Here is an 18,783-nt window from a genome sequence, read left to right on the forward strand (position 1 = left end):
GTTGGCGCGGGTGAAAAAATTGTGAAGCTTCGACCCTGAACAAATCTGCGCAGTGGGCAATCCGTCAGCAACGCCTGCGCAGGTCTTGAAAAGGCGCGGATCAGAGCGGTTCGCGGGTAAATACGACTTGGGTAGGGGCATGACGTTGCACCATTGCTGTGCAATACTCGGCGCCCATTTCGGCAGTGAATAATCCGGTTTTTTCAGGAGTGTTTATCTCGAAATACCGATTTATAACGATGCTTGTCGCTGAATAAGTCGTTTTTTAGAGTGAAATATCCTGCTGGAAGCTTTTTATACTGCCAGCCCCGCTGATCCTCAGGCCCGGACCTGGAGGACGCGTCCGCCCACGAGGCCGGCGCGGTGTCGGGAAGCCAGGGCTTATCGGCCGACGCTTCGACACTCGGTGGTCTATCCAATAACAAGACGAGGAAGTCCCCCATGCCAGTCGGCAATCACCCGCCCCATGGCGAGACCGCGAACGGCGGTCCACTCAAACGCGAACTCGGCGAACGGCATATCCGTCTGATGGCGCTCGGCGCCTGTATCGGTGTCGGTCTGTTCCTGGGGTCGGCCAAGGCCATCGAAATGGCCGGCCCGGCAATCATGCTGTCCTACATCATCGGTGGCCTGGCGATCCTGGTGATCATGCGCGCCCTCGGCGAGATGGCCGTGCACAACCCGGTGGCCGGCTCCTTCAGCCGTTACGCGCAGGATTATCTCGGTCCGCTGGCAGGTTTTCTGACCGGCTGGAACTATTGGTTCCTGTGGCTGGTGACCTGCGTCGCCGAAATCACTGCGGTGGCGGTGTACATGGGCATCTGGTTTCCCGATGTGCCGCGCTGGATCTGGGCGCTGGCGGCGCTGATCAGCATGGGCTCGATCAATCTGATCGCAGTGAAGGCCTTCGGTGAGTTCGAGTTCTGGTTCGCCCTGATCAAGATCGTCACCATTATCGCCATGGTGCTCGGTGGCATCGGCATCATCGCGTTCGGTTTCGGCAACGACGGTGTAGCGCTGGGGATTTCCAACCTGTGGACCCATGGCGGCTTCATGCCCAACGGCGTTACTGGCGTGTTGATGTCGCTGCAGATGGTGATGTTCGCTTATCTGGGCGTTGAGATGATCGGCCTGACCGCCGGTGAAGCGAAGAACCCGCAGAAGACCATTCCCGGTGCCATCGGCTCGGTGTTCTGGCGGATTCTGCTGTTCTACGTCGGCGCACTGTTCGTGATTTTGTCGATCTACCCGTGGAATGAAATCGGTACTCAGGGCAGTCCGTTCGTGATGACCTTCGAACGTCTGGGTATCAAGACCGCCGCCGGCATCATCAACTTTGTGGTGATTACAGCCGCGCTGTCGTCGTGCAACGGCGGCATCTTCAGCACCGGGCGCATGCTCTACAGCCTCGCGCAGAATGGCCAGGCGCCGGCCGTCTTCGCCAAGACCTCCAACGGCGTGCCACGTCGGGCGTTGCTGCTGTCGATCTTCGCTCTGCTGCTGGGTGTGCTGCTGAATTATCTGGTGCCGGAAAAAGTCTTCGTCTGGGTCACCTCGATCGCCACCTTCGGCGCGATCTGGACCTGGGTAATGATCCTTCTGGCCCAGCTGAAATTCCGCAAAGGCCTGAGTGCCAGCGAACGCGCCGGGCTGAAATACAAGATGTGGCTGTTCCCGGTCAGCTCCTATCTGGCGCTGGCGTTTCTGGTACTGGTGGTAGGCCTGATGGCCTACTTCCCGGATACCCGCGTGGCGCTGTATGTCGGCCCGGCGTTCCTGGTGCTGCTGACCGTTTTGTTCTATGTGTTCAAGCTGCAACCGACCGATGCGTCGCAAGGCGCGGTGCGTTCGGCTTCATAAATTGCCTGTGCTGAAATCTGAAAGCCCCGGCCGATTGGCCGGGGCTTTTTTGTGGGCGGGAGGTGAGGCCACTTGTCTGAAACTATCGAAAAAAACGACCTCTGGTTTCGTGCCATGTTCCAAACTTTATAGACGCAGTTTCCCTCGCGGCAGTGAACAGAGGCGCCGGTATGAGGATGAGCGATTTTCTCGTACGAGAACTCGGCCGCCGTCAGGTCGTGCTGTTTTTCCTGCTCGCCACGATGCTGTATATCCTGCCGCTGATCCTCACCGACTTCCCCTACATCGATGACAACTGGCGCTCTCTGGCCGCTGGCGATGCCTGGGCCAGGCAGGGACGGTTGTTCATGGACTGGTTGTATAAAGCGCTGGCCTTCACCGGCGCTGCGCCGAACATCTTTCCCTTGCCGTTGTTGCTCGCCACGCTGGCGATGTCATTGGCCTTGACCCGACTGACCTTTCACTATTTCCCCGAACCGACCCTGGCCTGTTGTCTGGTGCCGTTGCCGCTCTGGTACAACCCGTTCCTGCTGCAGAACCTGTCCTATCAATACGACGGGGCCGGCATGGCCCTGAGTCTGGTCGCGGTGATTTATGCGATCACGTTTGGTGGTACGTCCCGGATACAGCGATGGCTGGTGCCTTCGGTGTTGCTGGCGCTGGCGATCGGGCTGTATCAGATCAGCCTCAATGTGTTTCTCGGGCTATGTTGTGTGGAATTGCTCAGGGCTGTTCATCGGCGTCTGCCCTGGGAAGAGCTCTGGCAACTGGCGGGCTGGAAGCTGGCGCAACTGGCGCTGGGCGTGTCGATCTACGCAGTCACGGCCTATCCGTTCACGGATACCACACGCACCGAATTGCTCGACTTCAGTGCTGATCCACTGTTGCAGATCGGCATCAATTCTGGTCGGGTCCTGGAGAAGGTGGCGCTGTTGTTTCACGGTGGCTACACGGCGGTGTTCGTCGTGCTACTCCTGTGTGCATTATTCGGTGGTGTGCGAATGGGGCGGCATATTCGCCTGCGTCAGGAATCACCCACAAAGGGTCTGCTCCTGAGTTTTGGCTGCCTGCTGACTTTGCCGCTGGTTGTGTTGCTGGTGCCGGGGATGACGCTGTTGTTTCGCGACTTCAACGAAGGTGCACGAACCCTGATAGGGTTCGGCGTGCTGTTGATGTTGCTGTTTTATATGGCCTGTATCGGACTGACGTCGCTGCACTCGCGGCTGCCCCTGTTGTTGGCGATTCCGCTTCTGGCCACGCTGTCGCTGTCCTTCGCTTACGGGCGGGTGCTGACAATGGAAAAAACCTTCGCCAGCAGCGCTCTCTACAGCCTCAGTCACGACATTTCTGCCCATCGCGAATTGCGCGACGCCAAGCGGATTTATATGTCGGTCACTTACTCCGACCGCTGGCTGGCGAATGCGACGGGCACGTTCAAACAGTTGCCGGTACTGCGCTATCTGCTGAACATTGACTACTTCATGCTCGCCGAAAACCTGCCCTCGGCCGGCATCACCAACGTGGTCGCAGAACGTGAACGGCGCAACGCTACTCGCGTCGGCTATCAGGGTTTTCCAGCGTTGGTGGATAGCCTCTATTACCGCATCTACCTGATCGGCGATTACGGTTTCATTGTCATGAAGGAGCCGCCCCATGGCCGGTTGCTGCAATGGTAACCGTTGGTCTGAAACCACCTCTGACCTGTAATTTCTGACAGTAGACCCCGGCCACTCGCTGGCCTAGCTTGAATTCCTCGACGGAAGCGACAGCAAGGATTGGCGATGAGAATCTTGTGGAAAGGATTTTCCGCACAAACGGCAATCGGCCTCGCCGGCACATTGATTCACTGGCAGATTTTTTTCGTTCTGACCAGCGCCTTTCAGGCGACTCAGTCGGCAAGTAACTTCGCCGCGTTTTGCATCGCCGCCGCCTTCTCGTTTTACATGAACGCGCTCTATACGTTCGAGAAGAGAACGTCGGTGGAGGCATATCTGATGTTTATCGGCGTGATGGGAACGCTGAGTTACAGCGTCGGGCTGGTCGCCGATGCTCGGAATCTGTCGGGGCTGATGACGGTGTCGATGTTTTCGCTGCTGGATCTGGTGCTGGGCTACTGCTTTTTCCGGTTTGTGTTGTTTCGAGGGCGTTAGGCATGAGTGCGTTGGCGCGATTTGTATCTCTCAAGATGTATCCGAATTCCAGGGATATTGATCGCTTCATGCTGCTGATGTGGCTGGCATTGGTTTTGAGCGTACGGTTTTACAAGATTGGCGCCAGCCCGATCTGGTACGACGAAGCATTTGGTATTCGACTTGCCCAGCATGCACCTGATCAGATTCTGGCCATTGCGAGTCGAGACAATCACCCACCTCTTTATTACTTCGTCTTGCACTACTGGATGCAATGGTTTGGTGACAGTCCGGTTGCCGTGAGGTCTCTTGGGGCTTTGGCCGATACTGCTGCTCTACTGTTTTGCTTGAAGTTGCTGAGTCTCGTCGCAACACCGGGAGCGATCCGAATAGCGGCATTGCTGCTTGCATTACTGCCGATCAGCGTGTCGACCAGTCAGGAGGCACGTATGTATCCGCTGCTCGGACTGTGGCTGATGGCTGCAACGGTAGCGTTGGTTGGCTGGAATCAAATGCCTGAACGAAAACGTTATCCGCTGATGTACGTGTTGTTGATGTCGTTCGCGTTCTATACGCATTACTTCGCGGCACTTTGTGTGCTGACCCATTGGTTGTTCTGGTGGCAGGCGCGGGCGCGTCGAGCCACCGATATTTCCTTGCGTGACTGGTTCGTGGTCAATGCTGCAATTGTGGTTTTTTTCCTTCCATGGATGCCCTTTCTGTTTGAGCAAATTGCCCACAAACCTGACTTCGGATGGATACCCCCTCTGGAGAGGGAGTCTGTATTGACGTTGATATGGCAGATGTTGGTGGGTTCGCCGGGAACGAACGGCTTCTCGTTGTGGCAGCTTTGGCCAACGATAGTGGTCACGATCTGCGCAGTGCAGGTTGTCCTGAAAGACCGCAGCGAAGCTCGTTACAGCTGTTTGCTGGTGGGGTACTTTTTTGTTCCGGCTATCACCCTGTTGCTGTTGGCTGCGTTCAAACCTGCGTTTGTTATCAGGTATTTTTATTTTGCAGCCATGGGGATTCCGCTGATCGTCGCTGTAGCGCTCGATACCGGGTGGCAGCGCAGTCGAATACTGGTCAGCACTGTTCTGCTCGCGGCTGTCATCGGAGAGATACAGGGGCTGACTGCAATGAGCTTACGGCCTGCGACAGGGCGTCTGGACGTTCTGGTCGCCGAACTGCAAGCGCAGAGCCATCCAGGCGACGAGATTCTGGTGGATGACATGTTCTGGTACTTGCCACTGCTTTACTACTTCGAAGGAAGAGCCACTCCCGGGATTTATGTCGGAAGGTACGCTACGAAGACCTTGGGCTACCCGGATAACGGAGCGTGGGCACTCATGTCGCCACTGCTTCAATCGAGCGCGGTAGACGACGCGATGCTTTCGAGTCTTGGTACCAAAAGAGTCTGGTGGATAACGTTGAACTCAGTAGTCGAAGATATTTCGTTTCTTTCGTCGCGATGGAAAAGAGCGCGGACCCTCGATGGCGGTCCCATCGAGGCCCGCCTGTATATTCGAGAATGAGCGCCAGTCTTCAGTGACCGATCCGATGTGATTCAGGCAGCTGCTATTTCCTGCGGCTCAAAACTGTCCGCCCGCGCCATCTGCCACATCCGCGAATAGAACTCGCCGTTCACTTCCCCGGTGAGCAGTTCCCCCGGTTTCAGGAACACATGCAACTGCGAAAACAGTTTGATTTCAGTGGCCGACATGCGCCGTACCAGGTGTTTGGCCGACAGTTGTGAGGGATGTTCGAGGCCAGCGGCGGCAAGCATTTCCGCCAGGGCCTTCAACGTATTGCGATGGAAGTTGTAGACCCGCTGGGCCTTGTCCGGCACCACCAGCGCACGTTGGCGAAGATTGTCCTGAGTGGCGACGCCGGTCGGGCATTTGTTGGTGTGGCAGCTTTGCGACTGGATGCAGCCGATGGCGAACATGAAGCCGCGCGCGGAGTTGGCCCAGTCGGCGCCGATGGCCAGCACGCTGGCGATGTCGAAGGCGCTGACGATCTTGCCGCTGGCGCCGAGCTTGATCTTGTCCCGCAGATTCAGGCCCACCAGGGTGTTGTGGACGAACAGCAGGCCTTCGCGCATCGGCACGCCGATGTGGTCGGTGAACTCCACCGGCGCCGCGCCAGTGCCGCCTTCCTTGCCGTCGACCACGATGAAGTCCGGCAGGATGCCGGTTTCCAGCATGGCCTTGGCGATGCCCATGAACTCCCACGGATGGCCGAGGCAGAACTTGAAGCCCACCGGTTTGCCGCCGGACAGTTCACGCAATTGCTGGATGAAATGCATCATCTCGATCGGCGTGGAGAACGCACTGTGGCGGGACGGTGAGATGCAGTCTTCGCCCATGGAAATGCCGCGGGTGTCGGCAATTTCCTGGGTGACCTTGTGCTTGGGCAGAATCCCGCCGTGGCCGGGTTTGGCGCCCTGGCTCATCTTGATTTCGATCATCCGCACTTGCGGAGTTTGCGCCTGGGCGGCGAAGCGTTCCGGGTCGAAACGGCCGTCGCTGGTGCGGCAGCCGAAGTAGCCGCTGCCCAGTTCCCAGGTCAGGTCGCCGCCGTGTTCGCGGTGATAAGGGCTGATGCTTCCTTCGCCGGTGTCGTGGGCGAAGTTGCCGAGTTTCGCACCCTGGTTCAGCGCGCGGATCGCGTTGGCGCTGAGGGAGCCAAAACTCATGGCCGAGATGTTGAACACCGACGCCGAATACGGCTGGGTGCATTGCGGGCCGCCAACGGTGACGCGAAAGCTGTTCGGGTCGCTCAATGGCGCCGGGCGCATCGAGTGGCCGATGAATTCGAAGCCGGACTGATACACATCGATCAGCGTGCCGAAGGGTTTGTCGGCGGTTTCATTTTTTGCCCTCGAGTACACCAGCGAACGCTGTGCGCGGGAGAAGGGCAGGGCGTCGCTGTCGGATTCCAGCAGGTACTGGCGGATCTCCGGGCGAATACCCTCGACCAGATAACGGATGTTGCCGAGGATCGGGTAATTGCGGCGCACCGCGTGGGGGCTCTGCATCAGGTCAAACAGACCGAGCAGGCTCAGCACCCCGGTGACGGCCGTGATCGGCCACAACCAGTCATGGTCGAGAAAGGGCAGGCTGGCGAGGGTGAAAATCACGCAGACGGCAAAGAAGGCGTAGCGGCTCAGGAGTGACAGGCTCATACGGTTTCCTTGGTTCGGACGGTTTTTTGCGGCAGTCAGGCGTTCTGCGCCTGCAGAAAGATCGAAAACAGCTCCGACTGGGATTTGATCCCCAGCTTGCTGTACATGTGTTTCTTATGGACTTTCACGGTTTCAACAGAGATTTCCAGCTTACGGGCGATTTCTTTACTGGAGCAACCGCTGAGCATCAAACGCCCGACATCCAGTTCCCGGGCGGTCAGTTGCGCGCCCTTGAGTTGCTGCACCGACGCTTCGAGCTGCACCCGCCAGTCCGGTTGCGCCGGTGACGGGGCGAGGGCGACGATTTCATTGATTTCGTAGGGCAGGCGCTGGCGCAGCAGGCCAAGCACCCACGGCTGGATCAGTGACAGCAGGGCGATCTGCTCGCCACTGAAACGCTGCTTGCTGCCCAGTGACAGGCACAGGGTGCGGTCGCCTTCGAGCTGGCAATTGAACTGGATTTCGTCAGCCACCACATTCAGACGAAAGTATCGCTGGTAATACTCGGTCAGTTCGAAGTGCTCCGGCGCGACCTCCGACAGGCGATACAGCCCGGTGCGCGATTGCTCGCGACAGGCGATGTAGAACGGGTCGAGCAGGTACAACCCGCGCAGGTAATCCTGGAACAACTGGTCGGGGCTGCCGTCTTCGCCCGGGCATTCGGCGAACACCTGAGGGTGTCGGTCGGCGCTGAACAGCAGCGCCACCCAGCTATCGAACGGCACGTACTGGTCGAGCAGGCGCACCAACTGCGCCCAGAAATTCGGCTTGTCGAGGGCGTCGATCAACTGCCCGACCGCGCGGTGCCAGGTGATGTCGTTAAACGAAAGAGTCATGCCTCTACCCCTATCGGGTTACCCCGGCCGCGTAATTCCCTGGCCAGTCGAATGCCAAGCATACTGGCCCACAGACAGCCGCCGGGCAATCTTTCGGCGCCCGGCGCTCATAACAAGGACTCCCCATGAAAGTCGAACTCGCCCAACTGGCGGGCCGTGACAAAGACACGGCGTACAACCTCGAACGCGCCCTCGCAGCGATTGCAGCCTGCGCCGCCGACACGCAACTGATCGTGTTCCCCGAAACCCACCTGATGGGCTTCCCGACCGCCGACACCGTGGCGCAGATCGCCGAGCCGCTGCACGGGCCGACCGTCAGCGCGGTGCAGGCCGCAGCCCGCGAACGCAACGTCGCCGTGGTGATCGGCATGGCCGAAAACGACAACGGCCGCTTCTACAACACCACGCTGCTGATCACCCCCGAGGGCATCGCCCTGAAATACCGCAAGACCCACCTCTGGGCCTCGGATCGCGGTGTGTTCGAGGCCGGCGACCGTTATGCCACGTGCCTGTGGAACGGTGTGCGGGTCGGCCTGCTGATCTGCTACGACATCGAGTTCCCGGAGTCGGCCCGTGCCTTGGCGCAACTGGGCGCTGAATTGCTGATCGTCACCAACGGCAACATGGACCCTTACGGGCCCACCCACCGCACCGCGATCATGGCCCGGGCCCAGGAAAACCAGGCGTTTGCGTTGATGGTCAATCGCGTGGAGGCGGGGGATGACGGGTTGATGTTTGCCGGAGGCAGTGCGTTGGTGGATCCGCTGGGCACGGTGCTGTTCGAGGCCGGGCGTGAGGAAGGACGGTTCAGTGTCGAGCTGGATTTCGCTCAGCTGGAGCTTGCGCGCAAGGATTACCGGTATCTGGATGATCAGCGGTTGAGGTTGCCGGGGGAGGTGGTTGAACACGCATCGGGAGTACGAGAGCTGCTGATCCCTTCGCGCTGATCCGACGTCTGTGTCGGTCGGGCCGACGTCATCGCGAGCAGGCTCGTGATGACGTCCTGAGAGACAACACACCTGTTTGACCAAAACAACAACGCAACACCCGAAACATTTGCCGAACTCGGCCTCTGCCATAAATCCAATAAAATCCGGAGTAAGTCGCCCATGGCTCGTTTGCAACGCACCCTCTCGCTAGGGTCGGTGGTGCTGTTCGGCATCGCCTACATGACGCCGATCATTGTCCTCGGCACGTTCGGCATCCTCGCCCAGTCCACCGCCGGCATGGTGCCCGCCGCGTATCTGGCGGCACTGGTGGCGATGTTCTTCACCGCCATGAGTTATGGCCGCATGGCTGCTGCGTTCCCGGTGGCCGGCTCGGCCTACAGCTATGTGCGCAAGGCCATCAGCCCGAAACTCGGCTTCATCGCCGGTTGGGCGGTGCTGCTCGATTATCTGTTTCTGCCGATGGCGATCTGGTTGATCGGCGCTGCGTACCTTGCTTCGGCCTTCCCGTCGATTCCGCAGTGGATCTGGGTGCTGGCGTTCATCGGCATCACCAGCGCGATCAACATCATCGGCCTGAAACTGGCCAACGGTATCAACGCCTTGCTGATGCTGGTGCAGTTCCTGGTGCTGGTCGCGTTCGTCGCCCTGTGCGTGCATTACGTCGGCGGCGATGCCAGCACGCCGCTGTGGTCGATCAAACCGTTCTTCAACGGCGACATGCAGATGCCGCTGATCATGAGCGGCGCGGCCATCGCCTGCTACTCGTTCCTCGGCTTCGACGCGGTCAGCACTCTCACCGAGGAAACCCGCGATCCACGTCGCACCATTCCTCGGGCGATCATGCTGATCACCCTGATCGGCGGGCTGATTTTTGTCGGCGTGTCGTACTTCGTGCAGGTCGCTCATCCGTCGTTCCAGTTCGACAGCGTCGACTCGGCGGCCTACGAGATTGCACGCAACATCGGTGGTGACCTGTTCGTCTCGATCTTCCTGATCGGCCTGATCGTCGGTCAGTTCGCTTCGGGTCTGTCCGCCCAGGCCAGCGGTTCGCGGCTGCTGTTTGCGATGGGCCGAGACGGCGTGTTGCCCAAGTCATTCTTCGGCACCTTGCACGAGCGCTTTGGCACGCCGGTCAACAGCATCCTGCTCTGCGCGGTGGTGGCCTTGCTGGCGCTGAAGCTCGACGTGACCACCTCGACTTCGTTCATCAACTTCGGCGCGTTCCTGGCGTTCAGCCTGGTCAACCTGTCGGTGATCTTCCATTACTGGATCGGTGGCGAGAAGAAAGGCCTGCGCGAGCTGGTGCTGTTTCTGGTGTTCCCGTTCATCGGCCTGGTCGCGGACTTGTGGTTAATGGTCAGCCTCGATCACCTGGCGGTGTATCTGGGCCTGAGCTGGCTGGCGATTGGCGTGGTGTATCTGGCGGTGCTGACCGGCGGTTTCCGTCGCCAGCCACCGGAAATGGATTTCCAGGAAGCGACCTGAACTCAGGCCGCAGGCCGGGTCTGACGCAAGGGCAATTGCACGCGAAACGTGGTGCCGGTGCCCACTGTGCTGCGGACCGAGATGTCCCCGCCGTGTTTCTTCACGATGCCATAGGACAGGGACAGGCCCAGCCCTGTCCCCTGGCCCACGGGTTTGGTGGTGAAAAACGGATCGAAGATTTTCTGCAGGGTGTCGGGGGCAATGCCCGAGCCGGTGTCGGCCACTTCGATGATCGCCGACTCCCCCTGCACCGCAGTGCGCAGGGTGATGGTGCCGCGCTCGGCACCCATGGCCTGCGCCGCGTTGATCACCAGGTTCATGATGACCTGATTGATCTGCGAGGGCAGGCATTCAATCTCCGGAAGGTCTTGATACTCCTTGATCACATCGGCCTTGTACTTGAGTTCGCTGGCGACGATGTTCAGGGTCGAATCGATGCCCTGTTGCAGGTTCGCCCACTGCCATTGCAACTGGGTATCGACCCTGGAGAAATCCTTGAGGTCCTTGACGATCTGCCCGACCCGCCCGATGCCTTCCTTGGACTCGCGGATCAGCACCGGAATGTCTTCCAGCAGAAAATCCACTTCCAGGTGCTCGCGCATTTGTTGCAACTGGGCGGCAGGCTCGGCAGCCAGGGTCTGCCCGGCTGAGTGATAGGCGCCGAGCATGGCCAGCAGTTGCTGGAAGTAACCGTCGAGGGTGCCGAGGTTGGAGGAAATGAACCCGATCGGGTTGTTGATTTCATGGGCTACACCGGCCGCCAGTTGTCCTAGCGAGGCGAGTTTTTCCGACTGCACCAACTGGCCTTCCAGTTGCTTGCGTTCGTCGATCTCTCGCTGCAAGGCTTCGCTGGCCTGCTTGAACTGGGCGGTGCGCTGGTCAACCAAATGTTCGAGGTGATGCATTTGCAACGACGCGCGCTCGGTCATCTGCCATTTGGTCAGCAGGGTGTTGGCCATCTGCTGGACTTCGATGTTGTCGAAGGGTTTTTTCAGGATCAGCAACCGGTCGTGGGCGTGCAGGCGATCCAGCAGTTCGTCCCAGGAATAGTCGGAATAAGCCGTACACACGACCACCTGCAATTGCGGATCCTGTTGCCAGAGATGCTCGATGGTTTTCGCCCCGTCCCAACCGTCAGGCATGCGCATATCGACAAAGGCCAGGGCGTACGGGCACTGCTCCTGCAACGCCAGGTTGAGCTTGGCCAGACCTTCTTCACCGCCATAGGCCGAGTCCAGTTCGAACGTTGCTCGCCGGGGCTTGGCAGGTGCGCCGAACAGGGCCGCTTCCATCTCGTCCAGTTCCGCTGACTGCGCCTGGGTCGGAGCAAGGATCTTGCGAAAGTCTTCGTGGATCGACGGCATGTCGTCGATCAGCAGAATGCGGCGGTTCGACAGTTCGCTCATACGTTCTCCGTTACGGTGATCAGCGGAATCTGCAGGGTGAACATGGCGCCCAGTCCCGGCCCGTCACTGTGGGCGGTGAGATGGCCGTGCATCTCGATGGCCGCCAGGGCGCAGCTGTGCAGGCCGAAGCCATGGCCCTCCTTGCGGGTCGTGAAACCGTGGGCAAAGATCCGCGTCATGTTTTCCGGGGCGATGCCTTCGCCATCGTCCCTGACACTGATTTCCAGAAAGCTCTCGTCGACGATCTTCACGCTCAGGGTCATGGTTCGTGGGCGGTTGCTGAGGTCGGCCATCGCGTACTTGGCGTTGCTGATGAGGTTGATCAGGATCAGCAGCAAGCGGTGTTTATCGCCCATCACCTGAGGCACGTCGCCGTATTCCTTGACCACCGTGACATGGTGCCGGGTGAGTGCGCCGGCGTTCATGCGCAGGGCGTCTTCGAGCAGTTCGTTGATGTATAACGGCTCGGTCATGCTGTTGGCCCCGGCATAGGATTGCTGGGTGGCGACGATGTCCTTGATGTGATCGACGCTCTTGTTCATCTGGGCCAGTTCGTCGGCCATTTCCTGCTGTTCCTGGGCGATGGCGCCTACCAGTTGATTGAGGTAGCCGGGCAGCAGCTTGCCCTTGGCGTCCTCGGTCAGGAAAGGCCCGAGGTCGTCCGGGTGTTCGTTGATCAGTTGCATGGCCTTGCCCAAACCCAAGGCCTTGCTGCTGCGCAGTTTTCGCGAGATCAGGTCGGAAGAAATGTTTACGCTGTTGAGCACGTTGCCAACGTTGTGCAACACATTGGTGGCAATTTCCGCCATGCCGGCCTGCCGCGCGGCGTCGAGCAGTTCGCTCTGCACGTTCTTCAGTTCGCGGGTCCGCTCGTCGACCCGCTGCTCGAGTACATCGTTGGCCGTATGCAGGGCCGCATTGACCCGGTTGATCTCGGCGAAGCTGCGGATCAGGCGGATGGCCAACCACAGCAGCGACAACATCAGCAGGATAGAAAACAGCAGCAGGTAGAAATGGTATTTCTGGTCGGTTCGTTCGGCCTGTTGCTGATCCAGATCGAGCATGTTGGTGATGGTGTCCAGGCGCTCGGCCACGGGGATCGACTCGATCTGATCGAGCAGGTGGTTGACGATCGGTTGCTCGCGCAGGATCAGGGCGATGTGATTGCTCAGGATCCGGATCGGGGTCTGAAAATTCGCCGGCAGACGTTGTGCGTTCACCGCCAGTTTGTTCAGACCCACCTCGATGTCGGAGGCTTTGTCGTCGGAGGCGACCTGGGCGAATTCCAGTGCGCTGAGCAGCAGGTCATAGGTGTCGGTGACGATGTTCTGCAATTGAATCTTGTCGAGGTCGGACAGATTGGTCAGTTGCGCCTGAATGTCATCCTCGGCGCTCGGCAGAAACGCCAGGGAGTTGCGCAACAACGCGTTGTGCGACTTGAACTGTTCGACCAGACGGGTTTTTTCCTGCATGGCCTCCAGGTAGCGTTCGTGGGCATGGTCCCATTGCCTGGAGTCGTTGCGTCCATGCCCGGACTCCATGGTGTCGAAGCGTGCCCACAGACGATTCATCTCGTTCATCGGTGAGACCAGCGGGTCGTAATTGTGGGTGATCGCCACTCGGGCTTTGAGGACTTCACTTTCCCACTGCGAATCCTGTTGCTTGATCTGACGGATCAGGTCCCGGGATTCGGTGTAGGTGGTGGTCTGCTCGGAACTGGACTTGAGGTAGAGAAACACCAGGACCGAGGCCAGCAATACGGCCAGGAGGCTGAGCAACAGCAGGCTGCGCCGCCCCGAGACGGTTGTCATCATCGCTGACCCTCCCAGTGTCCGGTCAGGGTCTTGAGAAACTCGATGATCAGCCCCTTGTCTTCCTCGCTCGGCATGCGGCCCAACTGATACTGGAACATCACGTCCACGGCCCGTTCTAGGGTGGGCGCCGAGCCGTCATGGAAGTACGGCGCGGTCAGCGCGACGTTGCGCAGGCTCGGCACCTTGAACACGACGCGATCGTCTTCGTCTCCGGTAACGTTGAACCGCCCCTGGTCGGCTTGCGTCGGATTGCCGCGATCGGCGATGTAGTCTCCGAACACCCCGAACTTCTGGAACATGTTGCCGCCGATGTTCACCCCCTGATGGCAGGCTATGCAGCCATAGTCCTTGAAGCGCTGATAGCCGTACTTTTCATCCAGAGTCAGGATGTCCGTGTTGCCCAGCAGGTACTGATCGAAGCGGGAGCCGGGTGTCAGGAGTGTGCGTTCGTAGGCTGCCAGGGCGTTCTGGATATTGGCTTTCGTCACGGCATCCGGGTAGGCGGCGCTGAAAGACTGGCGATAGTCGGGGTCGTCGGCGATCCGTTGCACAACGGTATTCCAGTCGCTGCCCATTTCGTGGGGGCTGGTGATGACGACATTGGTCTGCTCTTCCAGCATTTCGACGCGACCGTCCCAGAACTGGCGGAAATTGAGGCTGGCGTTGAGCACGGTCGGCGTGTTGACCGCTACCGGTTGTCCATCGAAGCCGATGGACAGGGCCCGACTGTCGGCCCCGTTCTTGTCCAGTCGATGGCAACTGTCGCAGGACAGGGTGTTGTTGACCGATAGCCGTGGATCGAGGAAAAGCCGGCGACCGAGTTCGACGCGCTTCGGGTCCTGTTTCGGAATCTCGGGCAAGGGTTTCAGCGGCTCATCCAGCGGTGCGGCAACGGTATTGGCGCAGGGAGCGAAAAGCAGCAGGAACACAACGCTGCGGGACTGACACGTCGGCGGCGTGTTCATGGAACGCTCCAGGGCCCCGGCAACCCGGCAACCAACAGGCGGGCGAAGGCGTCCGCCGGCAGGGCCTTGCTGAAGTAGTAGCCCTGGCCTTCCTCGCAGTGGTGGGATCTGAGAAAAGCCAACTGTTGCGCGGTTTCCACCCCTTCGGCGATGACGTTCAGGTTCAGGCTCTTGCCCAGGCTGATGATCGCGCCGACCAAGGCCGCGTCGCTGCTGTCATGGCTCAGGCCGCGAATGAACGACTGATCGATTTTCAGCACATCGATGGGGAAGCGGCGCAGGTAACTCAGGCTGGAATAGCCGGTGCCGAAGTCATCGATGGCCAGCCTGACGCCCAGCGCCTTGAGCCTGTTCAACGCGCTCATGGTCGCGTCGACGTTCTGCATCAGCACGCCCTCGGTAATCTCCAGTTCCAGCAGGACGGGATCCAGCCCGGTCTCCTCCAGCACCTGTTCGATGCCCTCGACAAACAGGCGCTGACGAAAGTCGATGGCCGAGGTGTTGACCGACATGCGGATCGGCGGCAACCCGGCTTTTTGCCAGTCTCGCGTCTGACGGCAGGCTTCGCCCAGCACCCATTTGCTCAGAGGCACGATCAGGCCGCTGTCTTCGGCCACGGGGATGAACTCCGATGGATACACCCAGCCATGCCCCGGTTTCTGCCAGCGAACGAGTGCCTCGGCGCCCACCACCCGGCCGCTGTCCAGATCGATTTTCGGCTGGTAATGCAGAACGAATTCGTGCCGTTGCAGGGCCTGGCGAATGCCCGACTCGATGCCTTGCTGTTCTCGGGCGCGCTGGTTCATGGCCTCGATGAAGAAACCGATTTCGTTCGGACCGATGTCCTTGGCATTGCGCATGGCCGTTTCGGCCTTTTTGATCAGGTCGATGGCTTCCAGTCCGTCGCCCGGATAAATACTGATGCCCACGCTGGCGGTGACACTGACGTCGTGACCGACAATCGTCTGTGGCTCACGGATGGCCGCCAGCAGTTTTTCAGCGATGCTGCGCGTCTGCTGCGGGTGGTTGATGTCGCTGAGCATCACCACGAACTCGTCGGAGCCATAGCGAAAGACCGAGTCCGATTCGCGTACACAAGCCAACAGTTGCTGGCCGACCCGTTTGAGCATCTCGTCGCCCGCCGGATGGCCCAGGGCGTTGTTGATGCGCTTGAAGCGATCCAGGCCGAGAAACATCACCACCAGTTGTTTGTCATGGCGCCGGCACGCGGCCAGTGACTGAGTCAGGCGGTCACCGAGCAAGGTGCTGTTGGGCAGGCCCGTGAGGCTGTCGTACTGCAACAGGTGCGAGACCTTGAGCAACTCGTGCACGCGCGCCTCGATGGTTTGCTCGAGGCTGAGCATCTTCAGCGCCGCGTCCTGGGCCAACTGCCATTTCCAGGTCAGGGCATTGGCCATCTGCCGGATTTCCAGGGTGTCGAACGGTTTTTTCAAGATCAGCAACTGATCGCCGAACTCCAGCCGTTCGGCCATGGCTTCCCAGCTGTACTCGGAGTAGGCGGTGCACAGCGCGATTTGCAGGTTGGGATCGACCTCCCACAGTTTTTCAATGGTTTCCAGACCGTCCCAGCCGGGCGGCATCCGCATGTCGGTGAAGGCGAGGGCATAGGGACGGCCTTCGTCCAGCGCCTGCTGCACCAGTTTCAAAGCTTCCTGACCTTGGTAGGCAGAGTCGAGCTGGAAGGTCAGATGCGGCGACTGGCGGGTACCGAACAGCGTTTGTTCAAGACCACTCAAATCCGCTTCGCCACCGCTCTCGGGTGCAAGGATCTTGCGGAAATCGGCATGGATCGCCGGCGTATCGTCGACGATCAGAATGCGTCGGTTGGTCTGGGGAAAAGGCGTTTTCATCCTTCATCCTCCCTGGGCAGCGGGGCGGCCGCACTCCAGCCCTTCAGCAGTCGGGCTGCCTGTTCAGGGCTGACCGCTTCGCTCAAGCTGAAGCCCTGCACGTTTTTCAACGGTGCGCAGGGCGCGAGGGCACTGCCCTGATCCTCTGGCGTGACGCCTTCGGCGCTGATGTCGATCGCCAGATCCCGAGCGAAATTGACGATCGCCCGCAACCGGTTGGCGCCGTCTTCATCCTGAGCCGCATTGTCGATCAGGGACTGGGCGAGTTTGAGGTGATTGACCCGGTAGGTTTTCAGGTAATCGAACGAAGAGTATTCGGTGCCGAAATCATCGATGGCGATGGTCACACCCAACTCGCGCAGGCGCGGCAACGCATCGTTGTGTGTCCATTGGGTCTGGGCCAGTGTGGCTTCGGTGACATCAAAACGCAGATCCCATGGCGCCAGCTCCCAGCGGGCCGTGGTGCGCAACACGTCGTAGATCAGTTCGGGACCGGACTTGAGCTGCGCCAGGGAAATCTTGATTGCCATCACCGGTGGCGCCACTCCCTCGTTTTGCCACTGACGCATCTGCCAGCAGGCGTGATCGAGGATCCAGCGTCCGAGTGGAATGATTGCGCCGGTCTTTTCCGCCGCTGGTACGAAGGCCGACGCCGGTAGCAGGCCAAGCTTGGGATGTTGCCAACTGACCTGCGCAGCCATGCCGAGAATCCTGCCGCTGTGCAGGTCCACTTCCGGCAGGTAATCGAGCTTCAGCCCTCCCTGGGTGAGGGCCGTCGTCAACTCCTCGGCAAGGACCATGCGCTCGGCCACCTCCCGGGTGATTTCTTCGGAGTGGAAGTGATACTGATTGCGTCCGGATTCCTTGGCGCGGTACAGCGCCATGTCGGCCTGTCCCAACAGGCTGTCGGCATCGAGGCTGGCGGGGCTATAGCTGCTGATGCCGATGCTGGCCGAAATGCGCACGGCATTGCCGGCCAGTTGATAGGGCGCCTGCAGAGCCTCAAGGATCTTGGTGGCCATGGCGGCGGATCGGGTCGGTTCGCTGACGTCCAGTTGCAGGATCGCGAACTCATCGCCGCCCAGGCGCGCCACCACGTCGTTTTCCCGAACCCCGGTTTTGATCCGTTGTGCCACTTGCTGCAACAGCAGGTCACCGACCGGATGACCGAGGGTGTCGTTGATCCGCTTGAAGTGATCCAGATCCAGATAAAACACCGCGAATGGCGCCGCCCCCCGACGTGCGGCGGCGAAGGCCTGATGCAGACGTTCGATCAGCGTGGCGCGGTTGGCCAGCCCGGTGAGACCGTCCGTGCGGGCCAGCAGGGCCATTTTTTCTTCGGCGATCCGACGTTCGGTGATGTCGAGGATGATGCCTTCCACTTCCAGCAGTCGGCCGTCGTGGTCGCGCACCGGGACGTAGCGGTTCTCCACCCAGCGCCACGTGCCCTGGCCGGTGCGCAGGCGAAACTCGATCGAGGCGCCCAGGGCATGCCGGTCCAGCACCCGCGCCATGGCGGCATCGACATTGGCCTGATCGTCCGGGTGAATCAGCAACTGCGCCCAGTTGGCCGCCCCCACCAGATCGGCCGCGACATGCCCGTAGCGGGTGATGTTGTGGGAAATGTACATCAGCGGAAACGATGGCTCGCCGCGCAACCGGTAAAGGATGGTCGGGCTGTTCTGCACGATGATGTTGGCGTCGGACAGCTCCCGCGTACGGTCCTGCACGGCTTGTTCCAGCAGGTTCATCTTCAGCGCGGCGTCTTCGGTCATTTGCCATTTGACGGTCAGGGCGCTGGCCATCTGGCGAATTTCAATCGCATCGAAGGGTTTTTTCAGGATCAGCAGGCGATCGTTCAGCGGCAACCGCTCGTCGATGTCTTCCCAGGAGTAGTCGGAGTAGGCGGTGCACAGGGCCACTTGCAGCTTGGGATCGACCTGCCAGAGCCGTTCGATGGTTTCCAGGCCGTCCCAGCCCGGCGGCATGCGCATGTCGATGAAGGCCATGGCGTAAGGACGACCAGCGGCCAGGGCAGCCTCGACCTTGTCCAGGGCTTCGCGCCCCTGAAAGGCCGAATCCAGCTCGAAGTGTTCTTTCTGTGTGGCAGACGCAGTGGATGGGGGGCCGAACAGCAGGTGTTCGGTTTCGTCCAGGCTGTCGTCTTCCATCGTGGCGGGTTTGAGGATTTTCTCGAAATCGCCGTGGATCGACGCTGTATCGTCGACGATCAGTACGCGGCGATTGACCGGGCCGGGCTGTGCGCTCATGACGCCATAC

General features: G+C 59.9%; 13 protein-coding genes. 6 read left to right on the forward strand and 7 right to left on the reverse strand.

The genetic code is table 11. The features are described from left to right. The first annotated feature begins 441 nt into the window (after nt 1-441). From CAF87_RS00080 to CAF87_RS00095, 4 genes are all read left to right on the forward strand, one after another. A complete protein-coding gene (locus CAF87_RS00080) occupies nt 442-1,860 on the forward strand; it encodes an amino acid permease (RefSeq protein WP_085730136.1) in 1,419 nt (472 codons plus the stop codon). A gap of 170 nt (nt 1,861-2,030) precedes the next feature. Further along, entirely contained in the window at nt 2,031-3,536 is a 1,506-nt protein-coding gene (locus tag CAF87_RS00085; protein ID WP_085730137.1) for a glucosyltransferase domain-containing protein, read from the forward strand. Between the two features lie 105 nt (nt 3,537-3,641). Then, nucleotides 3,642-4,010 carry a GtrA family protein gene (locus tag CAF87_RS00090; RefSeq protein WP_085730138.1) on the forward strand — a complete coding sequence of 123 codons (369 nt, stop codon included), beginning with the start codon at nt 3,642-3,644 and terminating at the stop codon, nt 4,008-4,010. Between the two features lie 2 nt (nt 4,011-4,012). After that, the gene (locus CAF87_RS00095; protein ID WP_085730139.1) at nt 4,013-5,524 is read left to right on the forward strand and encodes a glycosyltransferase family 39 protein; all 1,512 of its coding nucleotides are present in this window, start codon (nt 4,013-4,015) and stop codon (nt 5,522-5,524) included. A 32-nt stretch (nt 5,525-5,556) separates the two neighbouring features. Here CAF87_RS00095 and CAF87_RS00100 read toward each other — a convergent pair whose 3' ends face one another. Together CAF87_RS00100 and CAF87_RS00105 are read right to left on the reverse strand one after the other, a co-directional pair. Next, entirely contained in the window at nt 5,557-7,176 is a 1,620-nt protein-coding gene (locus CAF87_RS00100; RefSeq protein ID WP_085730140.1) for an FMN-binding glutamate synthase family protein, read from the reverse strand. A gap of 35 nt (nt 7,177-7,211) precedes the next feature. After that, entirely contained in the window at nt 7,212-8,012 is an 801-nt protein-coding gene (locus CAF87_RS00105; RefSeq protein WP_085730141.1) for a LuxR C-terminal-related transcriptional regulator, read from the reverse strand. Nucleotides 8,013-8,137: 125 nt separating this feature from the next. Between CAF87_RS00105 and CAF87_RS00110 the strand changes: the two genes are divergently transcribed. Together CAF87_RS00110 and CAF87_RS00115 are read left to right on the forward strand one after the other, a co-directional pair. Beyond that, nucleotides 8,138-8,959: a carbon-nitrogen hydrolase family protein gene (locus CAF87_RS00110; RefSeq protein ID WP_085730142.1), complete on the forward strand. Its 822-nt coding sequence runs from the start codon at nt 8,138-8,140 to the stop codon at nt 8,957-8,959. Nucleotides 8,960-9,121: 162 nt separating this feature from the next. Beyond that, nucleotides 9,122-10,447: an APC family permease gene (locus CAF87_RS00115; RefSeq protein WP_085730143.1), complete on the forward strand. Its 1,326-nt coding sequence runs from the start codon at nt 9,122-9,124 to the stop codon at nt 10,445-10,447. Between the two features lie 2 nt (nt 10,448-10,449). Here CAF87_RS00115 and CAF87_RS00120 read toward each other — a convergent pair whose 3' ends face one another. From CAF87_RS00120 to CAF87_RS00140, 5 genes are read right to left on the reverse strand one after another with little or no spacing between them, the layout of a single operon-like run. Beyond that, a complete protein-coding gene (locus CAF87_RS00120; RefSeq protein WP_085730144.1) occupies nt 10,450-11,853 on the reverse strand; it encodes an ATP-binding protein in 1,404 nt (467 codons plus the stop codon). Further along, on the reverse strand, nt 11,850-13,664 hold the full coding sequence (locus CAF87_RS00125) for a DAHL domain-containing protein (protein ID WP_085730663.1): 1,815 nt from the start codon (nt 13,662-13,664) through the stop codon (nt 11,850-11,852). Before CAF87_RS00125 ends, CAF87_RS00120 begins: the two co-directional genes overlap by 4 nt. Then, nucleotides 13,664-14,632 carry a cytochrome-c peroxidase gene (locus CAF87_RS00130; RefSeq protein ID WP_085730145.1) on the reverse strand — a complete coding sequence of 323 codons (969 nt, stop codon included), beginning with the start codon at nt 14,630-14,632 and terminating at the stop codon, nt 13,664-13,666. Before CAF87_RS00130 ends, CAF87_RS00125 begins: the two co-directional genes overlap by 1 nt. Next, on the reverse strand, nt 14,629-16,503 hold the full coding sequence (locus CAF87_RS00135) for a bifunctional diguanylate cyclase/phosphodiesterase (RefSeq protein WP_085730146.1): 1,875 nt from the start codon (nt 16,501-16,503) through the stop codon (nt 14,629-14,631). Before CAF87_RS00135 ends, CAF87_RS00130 begins: the two co-directional genes overlap by 4 nt. Continuing rightward, entirely contained in the window at nt 16,500-18,773 is a 2,274-nt protein-coding gene (locus CAF87_RS00140; RefSeq protein WP_085730147.1) for an EAL domain-containing protein, read from the reverse strand. The genes CAF87_RS00135 and CAF87_RS00140 overlap by 4 nt, the downstream gene beginning before the upstream one ends. Between the last annotated feature and the right edge of the window lie 10 nt (nt 18,774-18,783).

The sequence above is a fragment of the Pseudomonas sp. R38(2017) genome, assembly GCF_002112395.1.
Taxonomy (GTDB): domain Bacteria; phylum Pseudomonadota; class Gammaproteobacteria; order Pseudomonadales; family Pseudomonadaceae; genus Aquipseudomonas.

What these genes read in the sequence shown, in the direction of transcription:
- CAF87_RS00130 (WP_085730145.1), bottom strand. Translation starts at nt 14,632, where the DNA reads ATGAACACGCCGCCGACGTGTCAGTCCCGCAGCGTTGTGTTCCTGCTG.
- CAF87_RS00105 (WP_085730141.1), bottom strand. Translation starts at nt 8,012, where the DNA reads ATGACTCTTTCGTTTAACGACATCACCTGGCACCGCGCGGTCGGGCAG.
- CAF87_RS00095 (WP_085730139.1), top strand. Translation starts at nt 4,013, where the DNA reads ATGAGTGCGTTGGCGCGATTTGTATCTCTCAAGATGTATCCGAATTCC.
- CAF87_RS00085 (WP_085730137.1), top strand. Translation starts at nt 2,031, where the DNA reads ATGAGGATGAGCGATTTTCTCGTACGAGAACTCGGCCGCCGTCAGGTC.
- CAF87_RS00140 (WP_085730147.1), bottom strand. Translation starts at nt 18,773, where the DNA reads ATGAGCGCACAGCCCGGCCCGGTCAATCGCCGCGTACTGATCGTCGAC.
- CAF87_RS00110 (WP_085730142.1), top strand. Translation starts at nt 8,138, where the DNA reads ATGAAAGTCGAACTCGCCCAACTGGCGGGCCGTGACAAAGACACGGCG.
- CAF87_RS00135 (WP_085730146.1), bottom strand. Translation starts at nt 16,503, where the DNA reads ATGAAAACGCCTTTTCCCCAGACCAACCGACGCATTCTGATCGTCGAC.
- CAF87_RS00100 (WP_085730140.1), bottom strand. Translation starts at nt 7,176, where the DNA reads ATGAGCCTGTCACTCCTGAGCCGCTACGCCTTCTTTGCCGTCTGCGTG.
- CAF87_RS00115 (WP_085730143.1), top strand. Translation starts at nt 9,122, where the DNA reads ATGGCTCGTTTGCAACGCACCCTCTCGCTAGGGTCGGTGGTGCTGTTC.
- CAF87_RS00080 (WP_085730136.1), top strand. Translation starts at nt 442, where the DNA reads ATGCCAGTCGGCAATCACCCGCCCCATGGCGAGACCGCGAACGGCGGT.
- CAF87_RS00090 (WP_085730138.1), top strand. Translation starts at nt 3,642, where the DNA reads ATGAGAATCTTGTGGAAAGGATTTTCCGCACAAACGGCAATCGGCCTC.
- CAF87_RS00125 (WP_085730663.1), bottom strand. Translation starts at nt 13,664, where the DNA reads ATGACAACCGTCTCGGGGCGGCGCAGCCTGCTGTTGCTCAGCCTCCTG.
- CAF87_RS00120 (WP_085730144.1), bottom strand. Translation starts at nt 11,853, where the DNA reads ATGAGCGAACTGTCGAACCGCCGCATTCTGCTGATCGACGACATGCCG.